This is a genomic window from Streptomyces sp. WM6386, assembly GCF_000972385.1.
In the GTDB taxonomy this organism is placed as follows: Bacteria; Actinomycetota; Actinomycetes; order Streptomycetales; family Streptomycetaceae; genus Streptomyces.
Genome location: NZ_JXTE01000020.1, coordinates 76,582 through 99,891, shown reverse-complemented (window position 1 = coordinate 99,891; position 23,310 = coordinate 76,582). Strand labels below are relative to the sequence as shown.

Genomic DNA, 23,310 nt, shown 5'->3' with positions numbered 1-23,310 from the left:
CATGCACAGTTGGCCCAACTTCGCGAGCGATTGCGCTGTATGTACCGAAAGATGACGTCACAGCAACCAATCGTCCGTAACTGGTCTACACCACCTGACAGGCGGTCGCCAACTCATGAGTTCCGAGACCGAGATCTCTCCCGCACGCCGGCGGTGGCAGTCGGTGTTCCAGGGCCTGCAGAAGATGGGCCGCAGTCTTCAGCTCCCCATCGCCGTCCTGCCGGCCGCGGGCATCCTCAACCGGCTCGGACAGCCGGACGTGTTCGGGGACGACGGGCTGGGGTGGACGAACGTCGCCAAGGTGATGGCGGGTGCGGGCGGCGCGCTGCTCGACGGCCAGCTGGGGCTGCCGCTGCTGTTCTGCATCGGCGTGGCGATCGGGATGGCTAAGAAGTCGGACGGTTCGACGGCGCTGGCGGCGGTGACGGGCTTCCTCGTCTACTACTCGGTGCTGCGCCAGTTCCCGGAGGACTGTCCCGACGGGGCGAAGGCGGTGACCGGCATCGGTTGCCAGGCGTCGGCGGACGGCACGGTGGTGGCGTTCACGTTCCAGAATCCGGGTGTCTTCGGCGGCATCGTGATGGGTCTGCTGGCGGCGTTCTTCTGGGCGCGTTATCACCGTACGAAGCTGGTGGACTGGCTCGGCTTCTTCAACGGGCGCCGGCTTGTCCCGATCATCATGGCGTTCGTGGCGATCGTGTTCGCGGCGCTGTGTCTGTGGATCTGGCCGCCGATCGGTGACGGCCTTGAGAGCTTCAGTGACTGGCTGACCGACGCGGGCGCCTGGGGTGCGGGCATCTTCGGTATCGCGAACCGGGCTTTGCTGGTGATCGGGTTGCACCAGTTCCTCAACGTGCCCATCTGGTTCCAGTTCGGCACGTACACCAAGCCGGACGGCAGCGAGGTGCACGGTGACATCAGCATGTTCCTGGCGGGCGACCCGAACGCGGGTCAGTTCACGTCCGGGTTCTTCCCCATCATGATGTTCGCCCTTCCGGCCGCGGCCCTGGCGATCACGCACTGCGCCAAGCCGAGCCGCCGCAAGGAGGTCGGCGGTCTCATGCTGTCCGTCGCGCTGACCTCGTTCGTCACGGGGATCACCGAGCCGATCGAGTACTCGTTCCTCTTCATCGCGCCGCTGCTGTACGCGGTCCACGCGCTGCTGACGGGTGTGTCGATGGCGGTGACGTGGGGGCTCGGGGTGCACGACGGGTTCAGTTTCTCGGCCGGGTTGATCGACTACATCATCAACTGGAATCTGGCGACGAGACCGTGGGCGATCATTCCGATCGGCTTGTGCTTCGCGGTCGTCTATTACGTGATCTTCCGTTTCGCGATCACGAAGTTCGATCTGAAGACTCCGGGTAGGGAGCCGGAGGAAGAGGTCGAGGACGTCACCAAGGTCTGACCGTACGTAGCCCTCCGGTTGCGGAATTGACGGGTTCCTTATATCGGCCTCCATCGTGTACAACAGGTCTACACCACTGAGTGGTGTAGACCACCACCCGATGGAGGACGTATGAGCACCGCCACCGACACGGCGGCCCCCGCGAAGAAGCGGGGATCCGGTCTTTTCCAGGGCCTGCAGAAGGTCGGCCGCAGTTTGCAGCTGCCCATCGCGGTGTTGCCGGCGGCGGGCATCCTGCTCCGTCTCGGCCAGCCCGATGTCTTCGGCAAGGACGGTCTGGGCTGGGGCAAGGTGGCGGATGTGTTCGCCACCGCCGGCGACGCCGTGTTCGCCAACCTCCCCCTGCTGTTCTGCGTGGGCATCGCCATCGGCTTCGCCAAGAAGGCCGACGGCTCGACCGCACTCGCCGCGCTGGTGGGCTTCCTCGTCTACAAGAACGTCCTCACCGCGTTCCCGATCACCGACGCCAAGGTCACCAAGGGTGCCGACGTCGCCGCCACATACAACGACCCCAAGGTCTTCGGCGGCATCATCATGGGCCTGATAGCCGCCGTCACCTGGCAGCGCTTCCACCGCACCAAGCTCCCCGACTGGCTGGGCTTCTTCAACGGCCGCCGTCTGGTGCCGATCCTGATGGCTTTCATCGGCACCGCCGTCGGCGTCTTCTTCGGCCTGGTCTGGGAGCCCATCGGTGATGTGATCACCAACTTCGGCGAGTGGATGACCGGCCTCGGCGCCGTCGGCGCGGGCATCTTCGGCGCGATCAACCGCGCCCTTCTCCCCGTCGGCATGCACCAGTTCGTCAACACGGTGGCCTGGCAGGAGATCGGCTCCTTCAAGGACTCCACCGGTGCCGTCTGGCACGGCGACCTGCCCCGCTTCTTCCACGGCGACCCGACCGCCGGCCAGTTCATGACCGGCTTCTTCCCGATCATGATGTTCGCCCTCCCGGCGGCCGCCCTGGCGATCACGCACACCGCCCGTCCCGAGCGCCGCAAGGCCGTCGGCGGCATGATGCTCTCGCTCGCGCTGACCTCGTTCGTCACCGGCATCACCGAGCCGATCGAGTTCGCGTTCATGTTCATCGCGCCGGTGCTCTACGTCATCCACGCGGTCCTGACCGCCGTCTCCATGGCCGTCACCTGGGGCCTGGGCGTCCACCACGGCTTCAGTTTCTCGGCCGGCGCGATCGACTACTTCCTCAACTGGAACCTGGCCACCAAGCCCTGGATGATCATCCCGATCGGTCTGGTCTTCGCGGCGATCTACTACTTCACGTTCCGCTTCGCCATCATCAGGTTCAACATCGCCACCCCGGGCCGCGAGCCCGAGGAGGAGGTCGAGGACCTCACGAAGGCGTGAGTTCCGACCGCCGTACGGCATGACGAAGGCCCCGGGACCGGGAAGGTTCCGGGGCCTTCGTGTGCGTACGGGGACTCAGATGTCGTACGACACCCTCGGCGTCGCCAGCTCCACCGGGCCGTCGTAGACCGCGCGGGCGTCGGTGAGGTTGGCCTGCGGGTCGGTCCACGGGGGGATGTGGGTGAGGAGCAGGCGGCGGGCGCCTGCCCGGGCCGCCGTCTCACCCGCCTCGCGGCCGTTGAGATGCAGGTCGGGGATGTCTTCCTTGCCGTGCGTGAAGGCGGCCTCGCACAGGAACAGGTCGGTGTCCCGGGCGAGTTCGTCCAGCGCCGGGGTGATACCGGTGTCGCCGGAGTACGTGAGCGACTTGCCGCCGTGTTCGACGCGGATGCCGTACGCCTCGACCGGGTGCGCCACGCGCTCGGTGTGGACGGTGAAGGGGCCGACCTCGAAGGTGGACGGCTTGACCGTGTGGAAGTCGAAGACCTCGCTCATGGAGGAGGCGGTCGGGGTGTCCGCGTAGGCGGTGGTCAGCCGGTGTTCCGTGCCCTCGGGTCCGTAGACCGGGATCGGATCGCAGCGGCCGCCGTCATGGCGGTAGTAGCGTGCGACGAAGTACGCGCACATGTCGATGCAGTGGTCGGCGTGCAGATGGCTGAGGAAGATCGCGTCGAGGTCGTAGAGACCGCAGTGGCGCTGCAGCTCGCCAAGGGCACCGTTGCCCATGTCGAGAAGCAGCCGGAAGCCGTCGGCCTCTACGAGGTAGCTCGAGCAGGCCGATTCCGCGGACGGGAACGACCCCGAGCAGCCGACGACGGTGAGCTTCATAAAGCAGAAACCTCCGCTGGCGGTAATCCAGGAGATCCAGGAATCCAGAAGATCGGGAGAGGGGACTCGAGGGTCTTGCGGTCCGTCGAGCGTAAGGCGCAAAACCCCTTGTCGCTCCTCCGCCAAGGGCCGTTGTGGGCGAACTCACCTGTGCTGTCACCGGTTCGGCTGGACCAGGGGCGCGTAAGCCCGCGGCGGAGCCGCTTATTGGTACAGCGCAGAAGGCGCGCGATGCGGATCGCGCGCCGGTAACGTCGTCCGTATGGACACGTCCTGGTGGCTGGCGCTCGCGGCGGTGGTACTGCTCGCGCTGGTCGCCACGCTCGTGGACGGGTGGGGACGGGGGCGCAGACCGGAGGGTCGCAGGACGCGGCCGCCGGGGCGTCCCGGGCCGCGGACCGGCGCAGCGCGTCCGCAGCCCGCGGAGATCTGGTGGGCGAACGTGCCCTTCGAGGACGGGCCGGGGGCGAAGGACCGGCCGTGTCTGGTGCTCGCGGTGCGCGGCAGGCGCGCGGTCGTCGCGAAGATCACCAGCAAGTACCACGACGAGCGGGCCGGAGTGATCCCGTTGCCGCCGGGTTCGGTGGGCGATGCCCACGGCCGCGCGAGCTTCCTGGAGACGGACGAGTTGCGCGAGGTGCCGGTGTGGGACTTCCGGCGCAGGGTGGGGGTGGTGGACCCGGTCCTGTGGGACCAGGTCCGTCACCTGGCGACGTAAGGCCTCGAAGAGGGTGACGAGGGCTTACGCCCAGAGCTGGCCCTGCAGCGTCTCGATCGCTTCCTCCGTCGTCGCCGCCGTGTAGACCCCCGTCGACAGGTACTTCCAGCCGCCGTCCGCGACGACGAACACGATGTCCGCGCTCTCCCCCGCCTTCAGCGCCTTGTGGCCGACGCCGATCGCGGCGTGCAGGGCGGCGCCCGTGGAGACGCCCGCGAAGATGCCCTCCTGCTGGAGGAGTTCGCGGGTGCGGGTGACCGCGTCCGCGGAGCCGACCGAGAAGCGGGTCGTCAGGACCGAGGCGTCGTAGAGCTCGGGCACGAAGCCCTCGTCGAGGTTGCGCAGGCCGTACACGAGGTCGTCGTAGCGCGGCTCGGCGGCGACGATCTTGACGTCCGGCTTGTGTTCGCGCAGGTAGCGGCCGACGCCCATCAGGGTGCCGGTGGTGCCGAGGCCGGCCACGAAGTGGGTGATGGAGGGGAGGTCGGTGAGGATCTCCGGGCCGGTCGTGGCGTAGTGGGCGCCCGCGTTGTCCGGGTTGCCGTACTGGTAGAGCATCACCCAGTCGGGGTGCTCGGCGGACAGTTCCTTGGCGACGCGTACGGCCGTGTTGGAGCCGCCCGCGGCGGGCGACGGGATGATCTCCGCGCCCCACATGCCGAGCAGCTCCCGGCGCTCCTGCGAGGTGTTCTCGGGCATCACGCAGACCATGCGGTAGCCCTTGAGCTTGGCGGCCATGGCGAGGGAGATGCCCGTGTTGCCGCTGGTGGGCTCCAGGATGGTGCAGCCCGGGGTGAGGCGGCCGTCCTTCTCCGCCTGCTCGATCATGTGCAGGGCCGGGCGGTCCTTGACCGAGCCGGTGGGGTTGCGGTCCTCCAGCTTGGCCCAGATGCGGACGTCGTCGGACGGCGACAGCCGCGGCAGGCGCACCAGAGGGGTGTTGCCCACCGCGGCCAGCGGGGAGTCGTAGCGCATCGGGATCAGGCCATGCCGCCGGCGACGGCCGGCAGGATCGTGACGTTGTCGCCGTCCGACAGCTTCGTGGTGATGCCGTCGAGGAAGCGGACGTCCTCGTCGTTGAGGTAGACGTTGACGAAGCGGCGCAGCTCGCCGCCGTCCACGATGCGGGCGAGGATGCCCGTGTGCCGGGTCTCGAGGTCGGTGAAGAGCTCGGCGAGGGTGTCCCCGTTGCCCTCCACAGCCTTCTGGCCGTCGGTGTAGGTGCGGAGGATGGTGGGGATGCGGACCTCGATGGCCATGGTTGCGGGCTCCTGTCGGAAGTGTCTGGTCGGTGGGCGCGCGGCGGCGCGTTTTCGCAGATCGTGCATGTGAGACGCCGCGGCTCACGGCCGTACGGCGGCAGGGGCAGCGTCAACAGATGGCGCTGGCGAGCCTGCACAGGTCGACGTGCAGCCGCGCCACGAGCAGCATGCCCGGCGTCTTTTCGCTCACGTCGTCAAAAACCATGGGCTCATCGTATCGATTCCCGTCCCGGGTCCCGGAATGTGATCCCACATTCCGGACGGATTGCGGCCGGGGAGTGAGACCGTACTGTTCGGACACACGCTTCAGACGCGCCCTTGAGACCGCACTGCTCAGGCGGACGCGCGCAGAACGAGTCGGGTGGGGACGACGACCGACGTGAGGTCCGAGGGGTGGTCGAAGAGCAGCCTGGCCAGCAGGCGCCCCATCTCCCCCACGTCCTGGTGGACCGTGGTCAGCGGCGGGTCGGTCGCCTCGGCGATCTCGGCGAGGTCGTCGAACCCCACGACGGCCACGTCCTCGGGGGTGCGGCGTCCGCGTGCGCGCAGTGCCTCCAGGGCTCCCTGGGCCATCAGGTCGGAGGCGACGAAGACGGCGTCCAGGTCGGGGCACCGGTCGAGCAGGGCGGCCATGGCGTCGGCGCCGCCCTGGCGGGTGTAGTCGGCGCGTTCGACCAGCTCCGGCGGGGCGTCGGGGAGGACGTCCCGGTAGCCGGCGAGGCGCTCGGCGGCGGAGTGTTCCTGGTCGTGGGGGCCGGTGACGGTGGCGATGCGACGGCGGCCCAGGGAGACCAGGTGTCGGGCGGCCTGCCGGGCTCCGCCGCGGTTGTCGCCGTCGACATAGGCGTGGGCGCGCACGGTGTCGCCGTCGTGCAGGAGGGGGCGGCCGCCGAAGACCGCGGGGATGTCGAGGCGGCTGATCATCTCGTGCAGCCGGCCGCCTGGGTGCAGGGAGAAGAGGATCGCGCCGTCGACGTGACCACCGCCCAGATAGTCGGCCACGCGCGCGTGGTCGTCCGGCTCGTCCAGGAAGAGCAGGACGGCCTGGGCGCCGTGGAGTGCGAGCTCCCTGCGGATGCCGCGCAGGAGGCGGTCGAAGTAGGGGTCGAGGAAGAGCCGGTTGTCCGGCTGGTCCGCGACGACGGCGACGGCGTTCGTGCGGTGGGTGACCAGTTGCCGGGCGGCCTGGTTGGGGACGTAGCCCAGCTCGGCGATGACCTGCCGGACCTGTTCGACGACCTCGGCGCGCACCTTGGGCTCGCCGTTGAGCACCCGCGAGACCGTGGATCTCGACACCCCCGACCGACGTGCGACGTCCTCGATCGTGGGGCGCTGTCCGTGTGGCCGTCGGGTCAACACCGTCTCCGATAGGGCGAGTTGGTCGGGCGTACGGTGATCAGTATGCCTCGACGACCGTGACCTCTTCCTCCGTGATCTCGCCGTCCATGATCCGGAACGAGCGGAACTGGAAGTCGCCGAGGCCGTCGGTGTCCGCGGTGGAGACGAGGACGTAGTGCGCTCCGGGCTCGTTGGCGTAGCTCACGTCGGTGCGGGACGGGTAGGCCTCGGTGGCGGTGTGGGAGTGGTAGATGACCACCGGCTCCTCGTCGCGGTCGTCCATCTCGCGGTAGAGCTTGAGGAGGTCGCCTGAGTCGAACTCGTAGAACGTGGGCGACATGGCCGCGTTCAGCATCGGGATGAAGCGCTCGGGTCGGTCCGAGCCGGCCGGCCCCGCGACGACGCCGCACGCCTCGTCGGGGTGGTCCTTGCGCGCGTGCGCGACGATCTGGTCGACGAGGACCTGGGTGATGGTCAGCATGCTGGCCAGGATAAGCAGACGGGCCGCCCCGTACCGACAGGTGGTACGGGGCGGCCCATATGCCGGACGCCTGAGCGGCGGGGCAGGGAGTACCACGAGAACTCCCTGCCCTGGACGTCCCTAAGGGGCGCGGGGCTGTATCGATTTGCGGCTGCCGCCGCGTGGGCGCGATCAGCCACAGCGAGCCGCAGACGAACGACAGTCTCCCTGCCGTGGATCTAACCGACCTTCTCGAACTCCGGCTCGCGGCGTTCCGCAATCTCCGGGTTACGACTCTTGAGCACGGCCCAGCCGATCCCGAGCGCGGCGGCCCAGCCCGCCATCACGTACAGACACACCCGGGACTCGGAGTCGTACGCGATCAGTCCGGTCACGAAGAGCAGGAACACGATGGCGACGTAGGAGCCCTTCGAGCCGCCCGGTGCCGGGAAGGAGGACGCCGGCAGGCGCCCCGCCTCGACCGCGCGGCGGTACCGCACGTGGCTGATCAGGATCATCAGCCAGGTCCAGATGCCCGCCGCGGTGGCGACGGAGACGACGTAGCCGAAGGCCTTCTCCGGGACGATGTAGTTCAGGACCACGCCGATGCCCATGAAGAGCACCGACACCGTGATGGCCAGCGCCGGCGTCTTGGTCGCCGACAGCTTGTTGAAGGCCTTGGGGGCCTCGCCGCTGTCCGCGAGGGTGCGCAGCATGCGTCCCGTGGAGTACATGCCGGAGTTGCAGGAGGACAGGGCCGCGGTCAGCACGACGAAGTTGACGATGCCCGCGCCCGCCGGGATGCCGATCATCGCGAAGGCCTTCACGAAGGGGCTGACGCCGGGCGCGAACTCGGTCCACTTGACGACGCAGAGGATGACGGTGAGGGCACCGACGTAGAAGAGGCCGATGCGCCAGGGCAGCGTGTTGATCGCCTTGGGGAGGGTCTTCTCCGGGTTCTCCGACTCACCGGCGGTGACGCCGACCAGTTCGACGGCGAGGTAGGCGAACATGACGCCCTGGAGGGTCATCAGGGACGAGCCGATGCCCTTGGGGAAGAAGCCGTCGAAGGCCCAGAGGTTGGAGACGGCGGCCGTGTCGCCGGCGGCGCTGAAGCCGAAGGTGAGGACGCCGAGGCCGATCACGATCATGCCGATGAGGGCGGTGACCTTGATCATCGAGAACCAGAACTCGATCTCGCCGAACAGCTTCACCGAGATCAGGTTGGCCACGAACAGCACGACCAGGAAGCCGAGCGCCGAGGCCCACTGCGGGACGTCCGGGAACCAGTAGTGGATGTAGATCGCGGCGGCGGTCAGTTCCGCCATGCCGGTGACGACCCACAGCAGCCAGTACGTCCAGCCGGTGAAGTAGCCGAAGAACGGGCCGAGGAACTCGCGGGAGTACTCGGCGAACGAGCCCGAGACGGGGCGGTAGAGCAGGAGTTCGCCGAGCGCGCGCATGATGAAGAAGATGATGACGCCGGCGACGGCGTACATCAGGATGAGGCTGGGGCCCGCCTTGGCGATGTTCGCCCCGGCGTTGAGGAAGAGACCGACGCCGATGGCGCCGCCGATCGCGATCATCTGGACCTGGCGACTGCCGAGGCCACGCTCGTAACCCTCTTCCGACTCGTTCGGGGCGGTCTCCGAGCCCTTGTCGACCTGAGCGGAGGTCATATGTGTGGTGCGCCTTTCTCCATACCGAACCGGGCCTCTCGTCGGCCTCGGATCGGTTCTCGATCCCCCCGGATACTGGAGCTTTGTGCCTGGCCGGTGGTTACCGGCTCGGTGGCGCACCCGACCGAACATACGGGTGGTGTTCGTCGGGCGGTCGTGAAGATCTATCACGGCCGCAATATTGATCACCTGTGCGAGATGTGGCGCAGGGCACAGGAAGAAGCGGACAAACAAATACCGGAGTGGGCATACGTCATCAGCACGGTGACGCGATCGTTATCCGGATTTGAGCGTCCGCTGAGCGAACACAAAAAGGTCACAAACTACGGCAGAAGTTACGGAAGTAGCGTCGTTACGAGGGTTTCCTGGAGCCCGCCCAGCCACAGATACGCCATCACCATCGGCTTACGGGGGTCCTCGTCCGGCAGCCGGTAGAGGAGGTCGGTGTCCTCCTCGTCGGCGATCTCCAGCCGGGAGCCGATCGCGAGGCGCAGGTCGTTGAGGGCGCCGAGCCACTGGCGCGAGTCCTCCGGCGACAGCTTGAGCACCGCCCCGCCGTCGTCCACCGGACTCAGCGCGTCCAGGGAGCGGATCACCGCGAGGGCGCTGTCCCGCTTGCCGGCCCGCAGGTCGTTCTCGGTGTAGCGGCGGAACTCCGAGGAGTACGCCTTCTGCTCCTCGGCCGCCTCGGGGCCGGGCGTGCCCTCGGGGTCGCTGTAGGCGTCCGGGAACAGTCGCTTGAGCACCGGGTCGGAGGGCGGCTCGCTCGGGCCCTCGGCGAACAGCTCGGCGAGCGGGTCGTCGGAGGCGTCCTCGGCGGGCCCGGGACCGATGAGTTCCAGGAGCTGGACGGCCAGCGAGCGGATGATGGAGATCTCGACGTCGTCGAGCGCGACGGCCGCGCCGCCGCCGGGGAGCGGTTCGAAGTGTCCAGGCATGAAGGTCAGTTCAGCTACTTCCGGTCCTGCTGCAGGGTGGCCCACAGACCGTAGCCGTGCATCGCCTGCACGTCGCGCTCCATCTCCTCGCGACTACCGCTGGAGACGACCGCCCGGCCTTTGTGGTGGACGTCCATCATGAGCTTGGTGGCCTTGTCCTTCGTGTACCCGAAGTACGTCTGGAACACATAGGTCACGTAGCTCATGAGGTTGACCGGGTCGTTGTGGACGATGGTGACCCAGGGGACGTCCGGCTCGGGGACGGCGAAGACCTCTTCCGCCGACTCGGTGCGTTCGATCTCTACGGGAGCGGGTGACGTCACATGGCCCATGCTGCCACGCATCACAGAAATCGTCACACCGACGAGAAGGGAGTACTATCTGTCGTCATGCCGCATATACCGGGGGACAACCCCCGGACCCCCGGCCGACCTGGGGGACCCGGAGATTCACGGCGAGGAGAGCTTTCGTGGATGTAGCGGACCTTGGGCTGCCGGTGGACGTTCCCTCGACGGCGCTCTTCACGGATCAGTACGAGTTCACGATGTTGCAGGCCGCGCTGAAGGCCGGTACCGCCGAGCGGCACTGCGTCTTCGAGGTCTTCACCCGGCGGCTGCCGGACGGGCGTCGCTACGGCGTCGTCGCGGGCACCGGGCGGGTCCTGGACGCCGTGGAGAACTTCCGATTCGACGCGGACGTCCTGCGCTTCCTGGGTGAACGGAACATCGTCGACGCGGAGACCCTGGACTGGCTCGCCTCGTACCGGTTCTCCGGTGACATCTGGGGCTATCCGGAAGGCGAGGTCTACTTCCCGGGCTCACCGATCATGCGGGTCGAGGGCTCCTTCGCCGAGTGCGTGCTCCTGGAGACCGTGATCCTCTCGATCCTCAACCACGACTCCGCGATCGCCGCGGCCGCCTCCCGGATGTCCTCGGCCGCCGGGGGCCGCCCGCTGATCGAGATGGGCGCCCGCCGCACCCACGAACTCGCCGCCGTCGCCGCCTCCCGCGCCGCCTACCTCGGCGGCTTCGCCTCCACCTCCGACCTCGCGGCCGGCTTCCGCTACAACATCCCGACCGTCGGCACCTCCGCCCACGCCTTCACCCTCCTGCACGACCAGGAGCGCGACGCCTTCCAGGCCCAGGTGAACTCGCTGGGCCGGGGCACCACGCTGCTCGTGGACACGTACGACGTGGCGGAAGCCGTCCGTGCGGCGGTGGAGGTGGCCGGACCGGAGCTGGGCGCGGTCCGTATCGACTCGGGCGACCTGCTGCTCGTGGCCCACCGGGTGCGGCAGCAGCTGGACGAGCTGGGCGCCCGGGACACGAAGATCATCGTGACCTCGGACCTCGACGAGTACGCCATCGCCTCGCTCGCGGCAGCGCCCGTGGACGCCTACGGCGTCGGCACGCAGCTGGTGACCGGCTCCGGGCACCCGACCTGCTCGATGGTCTACAAGCTGGTCGCCCGCGCCGAGTCCGCCGACGTGAAGGCGCCGCTGGTGCCGGTCGCGAAGAAGTCCTCGGGCGGCAAGACCTCCATCGGCGGCCGCAAGTGGGCGGCCCGGCGGCTGGACGCGGACGGGATCGCGGAGGCCGAGGTCGTCGGCACCGGGGCCGTCCCGGCCGACCTCGTGGACCGGCAGCTCCTCGTCGAACTGGTCAAGAGCGGCGACGTCGTGGCGCGCGAGCCACTGGACGTCGTACGGGAGAGGCACACGGCCGCGCGCGACGGGCTGCCGCTGTCGGCGACCCAGCTGTCGCGCGGGGAACCCGTCATTCCGACGGAGTACGTACACGGGCGCTCGGGTAGCCAGTAGGGGGCTGAACCAGGCTCCAGCGCGGGTGCGCCCTCCCGCAGCGCCGTCGAAGTCTCTAGGCTCGTAAGTTCACTCTTAGTCGAAGGACACCCACCATGCGCCGCGCCTTGATCGTCGTCGACGTACAGAACGACTTCTGCGAGGGGGGCAGTCTCGCGGTGGCCGGGGGCGCCGATGTGGCCGCCGCCGTCACCGAGCTGATCGGACAGGCGGCCGGCGGTTCCGGCTACCAGCATGTGGTGGCCACCCGCGACCACCACATCGCGCCCGGCGGCCACTTCGCCGACAACCCCGACTACGCCCACTCCTGGCCCGCACACTGCGTCGCCGGTACCGAGGGGGTCGGCTTCCACCCGAACTTCGCCCCCGCCGTCGCCTCCGGCGCGATCGACGCCGTCTTCGACAAGGGGGCGTACTCGGCGGCCTACAGCGGTTTCGAGGGCCACGACGAGAACGGAATCCCGCTGGCCGACTGGCTGCGGGCGCGGGAGGTCGTCGAGGTGGACGTGGTGGGCATCGCCACGGACCACTGTGTACGGGCCACCGCGCTGGACGCCGTGCGGGAAGGTTTCCGTACGCAGGTGCTCCTGGACCTCACCGCGGGGGTGGCCGCGGAGACCACGGACCGGGCACTGGAGGAGCTGCGCCAGGCCGGGGTGGAACTCTCCGGGAAGCCGGTCGTCGCGTAGGCGTCCGGCGCCTAGGCCGGTGCCGCCGGCCTTCTGATCAGGGCCCTGATCGGGTGCCACAGCTCCTGGGCCAGTTCTGGTCCCGGCACCGCCGCGACAGCGTTGTCAGGGGCCGTGCGCCATATCAGGCCGTCCGGATGATGGAGGACGGCCGTCACCTCGTCCGGGGTCGGCGGGGCCGCGTTGCCACGCAGGTAGACCGCCCGCAGGCCCAGGTTGCGCAGCCTGGTCAGGGCTCGTGCGCGGTTGCGGGCGTGGACGAGGACACGGACGCAGCCCGTGCCGTCGGTGGCGGGTCTGGGCAGGTTCAGCGCCACCACCACGCTGCCTGTCGGCAGCTTGCAGAAACCTCCTGCGGCCATGCAGTCACACCCCCGTGTGCGCCGGTGTCAATAAGAAAGCCATCAGGACGCACCTAAACACGATCGGCGGCGACCCGCCAGGGGTCACCGCCGATTCGCTTCTGACCTGCGCAAATGTCGACTACTTCACCGCGCGGCCAACCTCGAGCGAGATCGTCGAGCCGTTCAGGGCCTCCTGGACAATCTTGATCTTGGTGTTGGTGTCAGTGAGCTTCACGCCCGCGAACGGGGTCGTCGCGTCGTAGTACGTGCTGGTGTGATCGTTGAAGACCGACACCCCCTTCGACGACGGGATCCTCTTCGCGACGTCCGCGTTGTGCAGCGTGATGCCGTCCGTGCGGAACAGGCTGAAGGGCGAGTCGTACGCCTGGATGCGGCTGCGCATCGCGGTGCCGTCGGACCACTTCAGCGCCGTCGGGTGCGAGTCGACCGGCAGCAGCAGACCGACGCCGGGGTGCTCGCTGGTGTTGTTGTCGACCTGGGAGGTGTCCCACTTCCAGATCAACAGACCGTTCTGGTACGGGAAGTGCTCCACCCAGCTCGGACGGGTCGTGGAGAAGCCGAAGTTGTACGGGCCGACCTTCAACGTCCGGTCGTACGACACGTACTGGCGGTTCTCGGCGATGTAGTACTGCGCGTAGTCCTTGCTGAAGGACGCGCCGACGCGGGAGAAGCCCTTCGTCGTCCAGGCCGCGTCCGCGGTCTCGGCGTCGTCCGCGAACAGGGCGGCGCCGTCGGCCGTGACGGAGATCCGGTCGGCCGCGAAGCCCTTCCCAGCCACACCGCCGTCGGAGGAGTAGCGGAAGCGCAGGTCGATCTTCTGGCCGGCGTAGGCGTCCAGCGGGAACGACAGCTTCTTGTACGTCTCCGAGGAACCGGTCAGCACGGGCTGGCCGCTGGCGTCACGCGCGAGGGCCGCGCCGTCCGCGGTGCCGTCGATCGGCTTGAAGCTGGTGCCGCCGTCGGTGGAAACCTCGGTGTAGACGTTGTCGTACGCAGCCTCGGTGTCCCACCAGCCGTCCAGGGTCAGCGTCGCCGCCGACCTGCCGGTGAGGTCCACCGAACGGGACAGCGTGTTGTTGAGGCTGTTGCCGCTGCCGCTCCACCACTGTGTGGCGCCCTGGGCCGGGGCCACGATCTCGGTGGTGACCGCCTTCTTGGGCAGTTCGACGACCAGACCCTGCTTGTTCTTGGTGTTGTACTCGGCGACACCCAGCTTGTGCTTCGACCTGGTCGCGGCCTTCGCCACGTCGTAGTCCAGCCAGCCCAGTTGCAGCTTGTCCCAGGCGGTCATGTCGCCCGGCAGATCACCGATGGTGTCCCTGCCCGTGCCGAGCCAGGAACCGGAGGACATCAGGGTCCAGAAACCGGTGGAGTTCTCACCGCCGCCGGAGGTGTCGTAGTGGTCCGGCAGACCGAGGTCGTGGCCGTACTCGTGGGCGAAGACGCCGAGTCCGCCGTTCTCCGGCTGGATGGTGTAGTCGCCGACCCAGATGCCGGTGTCGCCGATCTGGGTGCCGCCGAGCAGGTTGCCCGAAGGGCCGGTGGCGCCGGAGCCGGTGCCGAACGCGTACCAGCGGTGGGCCCAGATGGCGTCCTCGCCCTGCGCGCCGCCACCCGCGGACTCGTCCTCGCCGGCGTGCACGATCTGGAAGTGGTCGATGTAGCCGTCGGACTCGTTGAAGTCGCCGTCGCCGTCGAAGTCGTAGCGGTCCCACTGGTCGAACTCGGCGAGGTCCGCCTTGATCTCGGCCTCGGTGCGCCCCGCCGCCTTCTGCTGGGCGACCCATGCCGTGACGCCGTCCTGGACCGCGTTCCACGCGCAGGTGTCACAGGAGTTGGAGCCGTAACGGGCCTCGTTGTAGGGGACCTTGACCCAGTCGGTGACCTCGCCCTCGACCGAGTAGCGGCCCGAGGACTGCTTCTCGTAGTAGGTCTTCATCGACGCGGTGCCGTCGCCGAAGTAGAGGTCCTCGAAGTGGGCCTTGTTGTAATCCGCCTGCCAGGCCGTGCTGTTGTCCTGGGCACGGTCCGGCTCGGCTATCTCGTTGTGCGCGGGGCCGGGCGTGCCGCCGTAGCGGGGGTCGGTCTGGTCGCCGAACTCGACGAGGATCGTGAAGATCTTGTCGGTCTGCTCGCGGCCCAGCTCGACGTACTTGCTGTCGCCCTTGCGGCTCTTGAGCTCGACGACCTTGGAGCCGTCACGGTTCTTGACCGTGGCGGCGCCGGATATGACCTGCTTCAGCGCCTCTTCGCGCTGCGCCTCCTGGGTCCGGGAGAGCGGGCCGTCGAAGTCGTGCTCCTGCGTGGTCTTCGCCGGCTGCGGATCGGTGCGGTTCGCCGCGGGCGGCGCCGCGGTGGTGTCGGCCTGCGCCACGGCGAAGGTCGAGATGGTCGCCGTCGCGGCGGCCAGTGCGACGGTGGTCGCGGCGGCTCTGAACGTCCAGGGTCTGCTGGGCACCTGAGTCTTCCTCCCCTAGTCAAGTGACGGCATTTGACTAGAGGTTCAGAAGAAAAGACAGACCTTGACTTGGACAGGACAACTGCACTATGCGGATCTGACGTCCGCTTTACGAACATCTTGAGAAGATCTTGAGCCGCCCTCGACCGGCGCTCGCGCGTGTCCACTTCGTGGACGGTATGACTCCGTGCGCCCCCCATGCACCGGTACTGTTGGTTAGGTCACGCTTACCGTTCGTTCCGCTCGGGCATGCACGCGATTAGAGTCATTCGGCGGAACGCCCCAAAACGGCGGAAAGCCAGGCCGACACCCCCGTGGACCCCCACTTCCGAGGACACGATTGCCATGCCTCGTCCGACTGCCGCACAGCTCGCCTACGGTTCCTTCACCGTGATCTTCTCGACGCTCGCCATGCTGCTGCTGTCACAGACGAGTTCGGGTCTGGGGATCGCGGTCATCGCCGTCGCGGCGCTCGCCCTCGGGCTGCTCGTCGCCATGACGGTCCCCATGCCCAAGGCCCGCGTGGTCGCGGTGCGCAAGCCCGCCACCGGGAAAGCGGAGACGGCACAGACGCCCGTACCGGCGTCGGTCACCGTACTGGCGACCGAGCCGGTGCACGAGCGCGCCGCCTCCTGATGAACTGACGGTGCCCGGTGGTCAGTTGAGGCTGACCACCACCGTCTTCGCCGCCTTGTCGTGCAGGCCCTGCTTGTAGGGCTTGTCGAAGAAGCTCCAGCCGCCCGAGATCGCGGTCCAGACACAGGCGCAGCAGAACGCGAACGGGATCCACAACACCGCCGCACGCGTCAGCGAGGTCTGCACGGAGGGCGTGGAGCCGTTCTCGAGGTTCGCCACCCGCATCCCGAGCCACTTCTTGCCGAGCGTCTGCCCGGAGCGGCTGATCATGACGGTGTCGTACGCGATGTAGAGCACGGCCGTGATGAGCGACTGCGTGAAGGACTTGCCGTACTCGACCTTGTCGGGGTCCACGTCGTACTCGTTGACGCCGAAGCCCCAGGTGAGCAGCCAGACGACGATCGCGACGAGGATCATGTCGATGATCCGGGCGAGCGTGCGCTTGCCGCTACCGGCGAGCGGGGGCATGCCGGCGAGCGGGTCGTTCGGGTACGAGCCGCCGCCGTACGGGTCGCCGCCGTAGGGGTCGCCGCCGCCGTAGGGACTGCCGCCTCCGTACGGCGAGCCCGCGTCCCCTGGGGGCGGGGGCTGACTGCCGTACGGGGAACCCTCGCCGCCCGGCGGTGGGGGCTGCTTCCTGAACGGGTCGTCTTCCGGCGGCTGCTGGCCGGAGCCGGGGGGCGGTTCGCTGCTCATGGCCCGAGTCGACCGCGATCCCCACGGCTCCGCATCCGGCGAGCGGCCGTCCGGGGTACGGAATCCGGTGGCCCTTGCGCCGTATGCGGCTATCCCGCTACGAACGTATGTGCGGCCTTGTCGTGCCAGCACTGGTGCCACGGCTTGTCGAACAGGCCCCATACGACGCCCACGACACCGATCGCGAGCAGGCCGGGGACGCTGTAGACGAGCCAGCGGCGCAGGGCCGCGCCGAACGTCGGGGGCTCGCCGCCCTCGATGTCCCGCACCTCCAGTCCGAGCAGCTTCTTGCCCAGGGTGCGGCCCCACTTGGCGGTGGGCAGCGCCTCGTAGAGGACGCCGAAGACGAGGAGGACGGCGAGGACGATGCCGAGGTAGGCGGTGGTCGTGCCGTCCAGGAGCCAGACGGTGACGGTCTCGCCGGAGAGCTTGGCCGCGTCGATCTTCTCGTTGACGTGGTCCAGCGCCCTGGTGCCGAGCGGGACGGCGGCCGCGGCGGTGACGCCGACGAGGACGACGGTGTCCAGCAGCCGGGCGGTCAGCCGCTTGCCGAGGCCCGCGGGGCGGGCGGAGGCCTGACGCCGGGCGGCGGCCTGGAAGACGTCCTCCACGGGCGGCTTCCAGGGCGTGACGGGCTGGTCCTCGCCGGGGGTGGCGGCGAGGCGGTGCACCTGCTGGGCCCAGGAGGACTGACCGCCACCGGCGCCACTGGCCATGGGGGTGGACTGCTGGGGGACGGACGCGGGCGGGGTCTGCGCAGTCGCCTGCTGCGGGCCGGAGGGACCGGCGGGCGCGGCCTGTCCGACGACGCCCTGGACACCGGCCGGCGCGGAGGCGGCACGCTCGGCGGCGGCCTTGCCCGCGCCGAAGCCGGGGGTGGCCGCGGGCTGGGCGCCGAAGCCGCCCGCCGCCGCACCGTCGGACCGTGCGCCGCCCGTGCCTCCGCCCTGCGCCCCACCCTGCTGGGCCGTGCGCGGGGAGAGCGCCCGGAAGGTCATGGTGCCCTCGTCGGTGACGGGGCCACCGGGGGCGGGAATGCCGGGAGTTGCGGCACCGGCGGAGCCCGCGGCACCGAAGGCGGGGCCGCCGGAAGCACCGGGCCCGGAGGCGGAGGGGCCGTGGGTGCGTGCCGCACCGCCGCCCGAACCGGGACCGCTGAAGGCCGGGCCGCCGGAATCACCGGCACCGGAGGGGCTGTGGGAGCCCGCCGCACCCGAGCTCCCTGAGCCGGGGCCACCGAAAGCCGGGCCGCCGGAAACACCCGCACCGGAGGCGGAAGGACCACTGGAGCCCCCCGCACCCGAGCCGCCCGAGCCGGGGCTGCCGAACGCCGGGCCGCCGGAGGCGCCTGTCCCGCTGCCGGGCTGCGGTGCCGTGCCCGGGGCTGATGGTGGGGCTCCCCCGGCTGTCGGCCTGCGGAACACGAAGGTGTTGCCCGAGTCCGCCCGGTCGGACTCCGCGGGCGGGATCGTCGCCGTGCCGTCGCCGCTCGTCGTGTCCGACGGGACGCGGGGGTCGGTGCCCGCCGCCGCGCCCCAGGAGACCCGGCGGTCCTGGTCGCCGCCGAAGCCGGACTGACGGGAGCGGTCGGCGCCCCAGGCGGACGCGGGTTCGGGACGGCTGCCGTGCTGGGCGTCGGACGGGTTGGGCGCGGGCTGCGGGTCCTCGTCGAAGAAGTGCGGGCCCGTCTCCTCCACCGACGAGGCGGCCGGCGCCGCCGGGGCCTCGCCGTCCGACGGGGCCGGCCGGCTCGTGCCCGGTACCCAGGCAGCACCGTTCCAGTACCGGACATATCCAGGAATGGACGGGTCCGGGTAATACCCTTCGCGGGGCCTGTCGTCACCGGGGGCCGGGGTTGGGGCGCTCATGTCCGTCGTCCCGTATCTGCTCGGGGGTGAATATGGGGGGCTCCACATCTATCAGACCGGCGCAACCCCCACCGCCAGTCCCACCGGACCCACTCCTTTTGGGCAACGTCGTGAACCCCCGGGAAAAAAGTTTCCCGAACCCGCGTAATGGTTCCGGCCGCACCGCCTCTCTCCACTCGTACGAGACAGACACGAGAGAGGAACACCCGACATGCACACCGTGGTAGAGCGCGAGCTCGAGCTCAAACTCATCCTGTCGCCCGAGCGCAGCATCCCGGTCCCGGCCCGGCTCAGCTATCGCTCCGACGACCCGTACGCCGTCCACGTCGCCTTCCACATCGGCTCCGACCACCCGGTGGACTGGACGTTCGCCCGCGAGCTTCTGGTGGAGGGGGTGTTCCGGCCGTGCGGGCACGGGGACGTGCGGGTGTGGCCGACGAAGGTGGACGGCCGCAGCGTCGTCCTGATGGCGCTGAGTTCGCCCGACGGGGACGCCCTCCTGGAGGCGCCCGCGGCCCAGGTGTCGGCCTGGCTGGAGCGGACGCTGCGGGTGGTGCCCCCGGGGTCCGAGGGCGAGCAGCTCGGTATCGACGAGGCTTTGGCGGACCTGCTCGCCCCGACGCCCGCCGACGATCTGTGGCTGCGCGACCCGTGGCCGAGCGACGAGTCGAAGGACGGGGAGTGATCGCGTACGGGTGTCAGAAGAGCTTGCCCGGGTTCAGAATCCCCAGCGGGTCGAAGACCTGCTTGATCTGCCGCTGCATCTCCACCCCCACCGGGCCGATCTCGCGCGCCAGCCACTCCTTCTTCAGTACGCCCACGCCGTGCTCGCCGGTGATCGTGCCGCCGAGCTCCAGGCCGAGGGCCATGATCTCGTCGAAGGACTCGCGGGCGCGCCGGGACTCGTCGGGGTCGGCCGCGTCGAAGCAGACGGTGGGGTGGGTGTTGCCGTCGCCGGCGTGCGCGACGACGCCGATGGTGAGCTGGTACTTCTCGGCGATCCGCTCGGTCCCTTCGAGCATCTCGCCGAGCCGGGAGCGGGGCACGCACACGTCGTCGATCATCGTGGTGCCCTTGACGGCTTCCAGAGCGGTGAGTGACAGCCGGCGGGCCTGGAGGAGGAGTTCGGACTCGGCGACGTCGTCGGCGGGCACGACCTGTGTGGCACCGGCCGCCTCGCACAGCGCGCCGAGGGCGGCGAGGTCGGCGGCCGGGTCGGTGGTGTCGAAGGCGGCGAGCAGCAGGGCCTCGGTGGTCTCCGGGAGTCCCATCCGGGCGAGGTCGTTGACGGCCTTGACCGTCGTACGGTCCATCAGTTCGAGGAGGGACGGCACATGCCCGCCCTCCATGATCCGGCACACCGCGTCGCAGGCGGCCGCGCCGGACGCGAACTCGGCGGCCAGCACCAGCTGCTCGGGCGGCTGCGGGCGCAGGGCCAGGGTCGCCTGGACGACGATGCCGAGGGAGCCTTCCGAGCCGACGAACAGGCGGGTCAGGTCGTATCCGGCGACGCCCTTCGCGGTCCGCCGGCCGGTGGACATCAGGCGGCCGTCCGCCAGGACCACGTCCAGTCCGAGGACGTACTCCGCCGTCACCCCGTACTTCACACAGCACAGCCCGCCGGAGGCGGTGCCGATGTTGCCGCCGATGGTGCACATCTCCCAGCTGGAGGGGTCCGGCGGGTAGTAGAGGCCGTGCTCGTTGACCGCGCGGGAGAGGGTGGCGTTGATGACGCCGGGCTCGACCACCGCGATGCGGTCGACGGGGTTGATCTCGAGGATGCGGTCCATCTTCGTCAGGGACAGCACGATGCAGCCGTCGGAGGCGTTGGCGCCGCCGGACAGGCCCGTGCGGGCGCCCTGTGGGACGACGGGGACGCGCAGTTCGGTGGCGGTGCGCATGACGTGCTGGACCTGCTCGACGGTGCGGGGCAGGACGACCACGGCGGGGGCGCCGGCCGGGCAGAAGCTGGCCATGTCGTTGGCGTAGGAGGCCGTGACGTCCGGGTCGGTCAGGACGGCCTCGGTGGGCAGACCGCTCAGGAGACGGTCGGCCAGGTTCCCTGTCTGTTCGTCGCGAGGCGCTTCGATACGGCTCATGATCACAGCGTCGCACCTGGGTCCATCGGTGTGAACCCCGTCTGCGGCAACCGTCGCCTGCCCGGGTGTGGTCGTCGTATTGACGCACAGTGATCGCCATGGAGAACCATGAGGAGGCGGCCTCCCGGCGTTCGCGCATCGCACGGCGGGCTCTGATCGCGGCCGTCACCGGGTGTCTGGTGCTCGGCGGGACGCTGATGGCGCTGCCCTGGCAGCCACCGGACACGGAGGCGCCCGCGCCGCCGGCCCCGGGGGCACAGGCACGGGCGGCGGTCACCGCGGGGGTGGCGGCCGCGCTGCCGGACCTGGCGGCGCTGATCGATGAGCGGGAGACGCATCTGCGAAGGCATCCGCGGGACGCCGGGTCGTGGGCGGTGCTCGGGGCGGCGTATGTGGAGCAGGGGCGGCGGACGGCGGAGCCGGCGTACTACCCGAGGGCCGACCACGCGTTGCGTACGTCGCTGAGGGTGCGGGCCAGAGGGAACGCCGAGGCGCTCGCCGGGCTCGCCGCGCTGGCCAACGCGCGGCGGGACTTCCGGGCGGCGAAGAGGTGGGGCGAGGCCGCACTGAAGCTGGATCCGAAGCGCTGGACGACGTATCCGCCGCTGATCGACGCCTACACCGGCCTCGGCGACTGGAAGGCGACGGAGCGGACTCTCGAGCGGCTGCAAGGGCTGCGCGGCGGGCCGGCCGTGATGGCGCGCGCCGGGGCCGTGTTCCGGGACCGGGGCTGGCGCGAGGACGCGATGGCGCAGCTCTCCGACGCGGCGGCGGGCGCGCGGGCGCCCGCCGAACGGGCCGCGTATCTGGAGCGGGTGGGGCAACTGGCCTGGGAGCGCGGCGATCGTGAGCCGGCGCTGCGGCACTTCGAGGAGGCGGTGCGCATCGACCCCGACCAGCGGGCCGCGCAGGCCGGGCAGGGGCGGGTGCTGGCGGCGCTGGGGCGGACCTCGGAGGCGCTGAGCGCGTACCGGATGGCGCTGGCCAAGCAGCCGCATCCGCAGTACGCCCTGGAACTGGGCGAGTTGTACGAGTCGCTGGGGCTGCGGCAGGCGGCCCAGGTCCAGTACGACCTGTTGCGGGCGCGGGTGCGCGGTGCCGCGGCGGGCGGGGCCGACGAGGAGTTGGTGCTCGGGGTGTTCGAGGCGGACCACGGCGATCCGCACGCGGCGGTACGGCGGCTGCGGGCGGAGTGGCGACGCCAGCCCGGGATCGCGGTGGCCGACGCGCTGGGGTGGGCGCTGCACCGGGCCGGTCAGGACGAGGAGGCGCTGCGGTACGCGGTGCGGGCGACGGACAAGGTGCACGGGGGCGGGGTGCGCAGCGCGCTGCACGCGTATCACCGGGGCATGATCGAGCGGGAGTTGGGGAAGGACGGGCCGGCCCGGCGCCACCTCCAGGAGGCGTTGCGGATCAACCCGTACTTCTCGCCGCTTCAGGTGCGGACGGCTCGCGAGGCGTTGACGGCGTTGGATGAGCCGTCGGTGGAGGAGCTGCCGGTGCCGGACGCGAAGGCGGAGACGGAGACGGAGACGGAGTCCTAGATCGCGGCGGTGCCGATCAGTGCGTTGCGTGTGACCAGCGCCGCCAGTTCGTCCTCCCCCTGTCCTGCGGTCCCCTCGGGCCTGCGGGGCAGCACCATGTAGCGCGACTCGGCGCTGGAGTCCCACACCGTGATGTCCATGGCGGCGGGCAGTTCGAGCCCGAACTCCCGCAGCACCTCGCGGGGTTCACGGACCACGCGGGAGCGGTAGGCCTCGGACTTGTACCAGCTCGGGGACGGGCCGAGGAGGCGCAGCGGGTAGCAGGAGCAGAGGGTGCAGACGATGACGTTGTGGTTCGTCGCCGTGTTCTCGACGACGCGCAGGCGCTGGTAGGAGCCGTCCATGTAGCCCAACTCCTGCACGGCGGCGGTCCCGTCGGCCAGCAGCCGCGCCTTGTACGCCTCGTCGGTCCAGGCGCGGGCGACGACCTTCGCCCCGTTCGCCGGCGACGACGCGGCGAGGAAGGCGTCGATCGCCTCGTCCACCTTCTCGCCGGTGATCACGCCCCTCTCCTCCAGCAGGGTCTCCAGCCGGCGGACCCGGCGGGCGATCGTCGCATCGGCGTGGTGGTCACCGCTCATCGGCACGGTCCTCTTCCAGATAGCTTTCCCACAGATCCAGTACGACGTGATGGTCGCCCTCGCCCCACAGGTCACGGGCGTCGAAGCGGACCGCGTAGATCTGCTCGACCGGCGCGTCCCCGCGCCCCTGTGCGCTGATGTCGGGCAGTTCGTCCGGGCCCTCCGGCTCGACGATCACGCCCCGCTTGCCGCGCGCGTACCGGGGCAGCCGGGTGTGGTGCGGCGGGTCGTGCGGGAAGGTGCGCACCCGGGTGCCGGGCGGGAAACGGTCAGTCATCCAGCTCACCCGGCCCGATCACGCCCTTGCGTTCGAGCAGCGCGCAGATCGCGGTGAACCAGCGCTCGTAGTACGACGCCGCCAGGTACTCGGCCGGCGGCATCGACTCGATCGCGTCGCGGAACTCGTTGGTGTTGAAGAGCCCTTGACCGCGCAGGGTGTTGAAGAGGCCGACGACCCGCGCCTCCCAGTCCGCGTGGAAGGGCTCGGTGTCGTCGGTGGTGTCGATGGCGCCGAAGCCCTGGGTGCCGCCGACGTCGTTGATCCTGGCCATGCGGCCAGCCT

Annotated in this window: 25 protein-coding genes; 8 read left to right on the top strand and 17 right to left on the bottom strand. The window is 69.7% G+C overall.

The window, feature by feature from the left end; all coding sequences use genetic code 11:
- The first annotated feature begins 115 nt into the window (after nt 1-115).
- Together TN53_RS15220 and TN53_RS15215 are read left to right on the top strand one after the other, a co-directional pair.
- Nucleotides 116-1,408, top strand: a complete 1,293-nt coding sequence (locus TN53_RS15220; RefSeq protein WP_046258994.1) for a PTS transporter subunit EIIC — start codon at nt 116-118, stop codon at nt 1,406-1,408.
- A 111-nt stretch (nt 1,409-1,519) separates the two neighbouring features.
- A complete protein-coding gene (locus tag TN53_RS15215) occupies nt 1,520-2,770 on the top strand; it encodes a PTS transporter subunit EIIC (RefSeq protein ID WP_046258993.1) in 1,251 nt (416 codons plus the stop codon).
- 75 nt (nt 2,771-2,845) lie between these two features.
- Here the strand turns inward: TN53_RS15215 and TN53_RS15210 are convergent, their stop codons facing one another.
- Nucleotides 2,846-3,598 (bottom strand): MBL fold metallo-hydrolase, encoded by a 753-nt coding sequence (locus TN53_RS15210; protein WP_046258992.1) that lies wholly within the window; start codon nt 3,596-3,598, stop codon nt 2,846-2,848.
- Nucleotides 3,599-3,860: 262 nt separating this feature from the next.
- On the opposite strand from TN53_RS15210, the gene TN53_RS15205 reads away from it, so the two are divergent.
- Nucleotides 3,861-4,316 carry a type II toxin-antitoxin system PemK/MazF family toxin gene (locus TN53_RS15205; protein ID WP_046258991.1) on the top strand — a complete coding sequence of 152 codons (456 nt, stop codon included), beginning with the start codon at nt 3,861-3,863 and terminating at the stop codon, nt 4,314-4,316.
- A gap of 24 nt (nt 4,317-4,340) precedes the next feature.
- On the opposite strand, the gene TN53_RS15200 is transcribed toward TN53_RS15205, so the two are convergent.
- The 8 genes from TN53_RS15200 to clpS all read right to left on the bottom strand — a co-directional run bounded on the left by TN53_RS15200 (nt 4,341) and on the right by clpS (nt 10,325).
- The gene (locus TN53_RS15200; protein ID WP_046258990.1) at nt 4,341-5,291 is read right to left on the bottom strand and encodes a PLP-dependent cysteine synthase family protein; all 951 of its coding nucleotides are present in this window, start codon (nt 5,289-5,291) and stop codon (nt 4,341-4,343) included.
- Between the two features lie 5 nt (nt 5,292-5,296).
- Nucleotides 5,297-5,575 carry a MoaD/ThiS family protein gene (locus TN53_RS15195; protein WP_046258989.1) on the bottom strand — a complete coding sequence of 93 codons (279 nt, stop codon included), beginning with the start codon at nt 5,573-5,575 and terminating at the stop codon, nt 5,297-5,299.
- A gap of 112 nt (nt 5,576-5,687) precedes the next feature.
- Complete coding sequence (locus tag TN53_RS49310) at nt 5,688-5,783, bottom strand: putative leader peptide (RefSeq protein WP_310736469.1); 96 nt, start codon at nt 5,781-5,783, stop codon at nt 5,688-5,690.
- Between the two features lie 128 nt (nt 5,784-5,911).
- Nucleotides 5,912-6,934 carry a LacI family DNA-binding transcriptional regulator gene (locus TN53_RS15190; RefSeq protein WP_046258988.1) on the bottom strand — a complete coding sequence of 341 codons (1,023 nt, stop codon included), beginning with the start codon at nt 6,932-6,934 and terminating at the stop codon, nt 5,912-5,914.
- Between the two features lie 40 nt (nt 6,935-6,974).
- Nucleotides 6,975-7,397 (bottom strand): Mov34/MPN/PAD-1 family protein, encoded by a 423-nt coding sequence (locus TN53_RS15185; RefSeq protein WP_046258987.1) that lies wholly within the window; start codon nt 7,395-7,397, stop codon nt 6,975-6,977.
- Nucleotides 7,398-7,615: 218 nt separating this feature from the next.
- Nucleotides 7,616-9,055 carry an amino acid permease gene (locus tag TN53_RS15180; RefSeq protein WP_046258986.1) on the bottom strand — a complete coding sequence of 480 codons (1,440 nt, stop codon included), beginning with the start codon at nt 9,053-9,055 and terminating at the stop codon, nt 7,616-7,618.
- 335 nt (nt 9,056-9,390) lie between these two features.
- A complete protein-coding gene (locus tag TN53_RS15175; RefSeq protein ID WP_046258985.1) occupies nt 9,391-9,993 on the bottom strand; it encodes a DUF2017 domain-containing protein in 603 nt (200 codons plus the stop codon).
- Between the two features lie 14 nt (nt 9,994-10,007).
- A complete protein-coding gene (clpS, locus tag TN53_RS15170; protein ID WP_046259019.1) occupies nt 10,008-10,325 on the bottom strand; it encodes an ATP-dependent Clp protease adapter ClpS in 318 nt (105 codons plus the stop codon).
- Nucleotides 10,326-10,462: 137 nt separating this feature from the next.
- On the opposite strand from clpS, the gene TN53_RS15165 reads away from it, so the two are divergent.
- Both TN53_RS15165 and TN53_RS15160 read left to right on the top strand, forming a co-directional pair.
- Nucleotides 10,463-11,812: a nicotinate phosphoribosyltransferase gene (locus TN53_RS15165; RefSeq protein WP_046258984.1), complete on the top strand. Its 1,350-nt coding sequence runs from the start codon at nt 10,463-10,465 to the stop codon at nt 11,810-11,812.
- Nucleotides 11,813-11,907: 95 nt separating this feature from the next.
- Nucleotides 11,908-12,501 (top strand): isochorismatase family protein, encoded by a 594-nt coding sequence (locus TN53_RS15160; RefSeq protein ID WP_046258983.1) that lies wholly within the window; start codon nt 11,908-11,910, stop codon nt 12,499-12,501.
- Between the two features lie 11 nt (nt 12,502-12,512).
- Here the strand turns inward: TN53_RS15160 and TN53_RS15155 are convergent, their stop codons facing one another.
- Nucleotides 12,513-12,863, bottom strand: coding sequence for a hypothetical protein (locus TN53_RS15155; RefSeq protein WP_046258982.1), 351 nt, complete (start codon nt 12,861-12,863; stop codon nt 12,513-12,515).
- 121 nt (nt 12,864-12,984) lie between these two features.
- Nucleotides 12,985-15,324 (bottom strand): immune inhibitor A domain-containing protein, encoded by a 2,340-nt coding sequence (locus tag TN53_RS15150; RefSeq protein WP_046258981.1) that lies wholly within the window; start codon nt 15,322-15,324, stop codon nt 12,985-12,987.
- A gap of 345 nt (nt 15,325-15,669) precedes the next feature.
- On the opposite strand from TN53_RS15150, the gene TN53_RS15145 reads away from it, so the two are divergent.
- Complete coding sequence (locus TN53_RS15145; protein WP_046258980.1) at nt 15,670-15,960, top strand: hypothetical protein; 291 nt, start codon at nt 15,670-15,672, stop codon at nt 15,958-15,960.
- A gap of 21 nt (nt 15,961-15,981) precedes the next feature.
- Here TN53_RS15145 and TN53_RS15140 read toward each other — a convergent pair whose 3' ends face one another.
- The gene (locus TN53_RS15140) at nt 15,982-16,656 is read right to left on the bottom strand and encodes an RDD family protein (RefSeq protein WP_046258979.1); all 675 of its coding nucleotides are present in this window, start codon (nt 16,654-16,656) and stop codon (nt 15,982-15,984) included.
- Nucleotides 16,657-16,745: 89 nt separating this feature from the next.
- Nucleotides 16,746-18,524, bottom strand: coding sequence for an RDD family protein (locus TN53_RS15135; RefSeq protein ID WP_095046499.1), 1,779 nt, complete (start codon nt 18,522-18,524; stop codon nt 16,746-16,748).
- A gap of 211 nt (nt 18,525-18,735) precedes the next feature.
- Between TN53_RS15135 and TN53_RS15130 the strand changes: the two genes are divergently transcribed.
- Nucleotides 18,736-19,209 (top strand): SsgA family sporulation/cell division regulator, encoded by a 474-nt coding sequence (locus TN53_RS15130; RefSeq protein WP_046258978.1) that lies wholly within the window; start codon nt 18,736-18,738, stop codon nt 19,207-19,209.
- A 13-nt stretch (nt 19,210-19,222) separates the two neighbouring features.
- Here TN53_RS15130 and TN53_RS15125 read toward each other — a convergent pair whose 3' ends face one another.
- On the bottom strand, nt 19,223-20,629 hold the full coding sequence (locus TN53_RS15125; RefSeq protein WP_046258977.1) for an FAD-binding oxidoreductase: 1,407 nt from the start codon (nt 20,627-20,629) through the stop codon (nt 19,223-19,225).
- A gap of 92 nt (nt 20,630-20,721) precedes the next feature.
- Here TN53_RS15125 and TN53_RS15120 point away from each other — a divergent pair, with 92 nt between their 5' ends.
- Entirely contained in the window at nt 20,722-22,167 is a 1,446-nt protein-coding gene (locus tag TN53_RS15120) for a tetratricopeptide repeat protein (RefSeq protein WP_046259017.1), read from the top strand.
- Here the strand turns inward: TN53_RS15120 and nthA are convergent.
- Genes nthA through TN53_RS49145 form a run of 3 tightly spaced genes read right to left on the bottom strand, consistent with a single transcriptional unit; the run spans nt 22,164 to nt 23,299 of the window.
- Entirely contained in the window at nt 22,164-22,748 is a 585-nt protein-coding gene (gene nthA / locus TN53_RS15115; RefSeq protein WP_046258976.1) for a nitrile hydratase subunit alpha, read from the bottom strand. The two genes, TN53_RS15120 and nthA, sit on opposite strands and share 4 nt — an antisense overlap.
- Entirely contained in the window at nt 22,738-23,025 is a 288-nt protein-coding gene (locus TN53_RS49150) for an SH3-like domain-containing protein (RefSeq protein WP_046258975.1), read from the bottom strand. Before TN53_RS49150 ends, nthA begins: the two co-directional genes overlap by 11 nt.
- Nucleotides 23,018-23,299 carry an SH3-like domain-containing protein gene (locus TN53_RS49145; protein WP_046258974.1) on the bottom strand — a complete coding sequence of 94 codons (282 nt, stop codon included), beginning with the start codon at nt 23,297-23,299 and terminating at the stop codon, nt 23,018-23,020. The genes TN53_RS49150 and TN53_RS49145 overlap by 8 nt, the downstream gene beginning before the upstream one ends.
- Nucleotides 23,300-23,310: the final 11 nt, after the last annotated feature.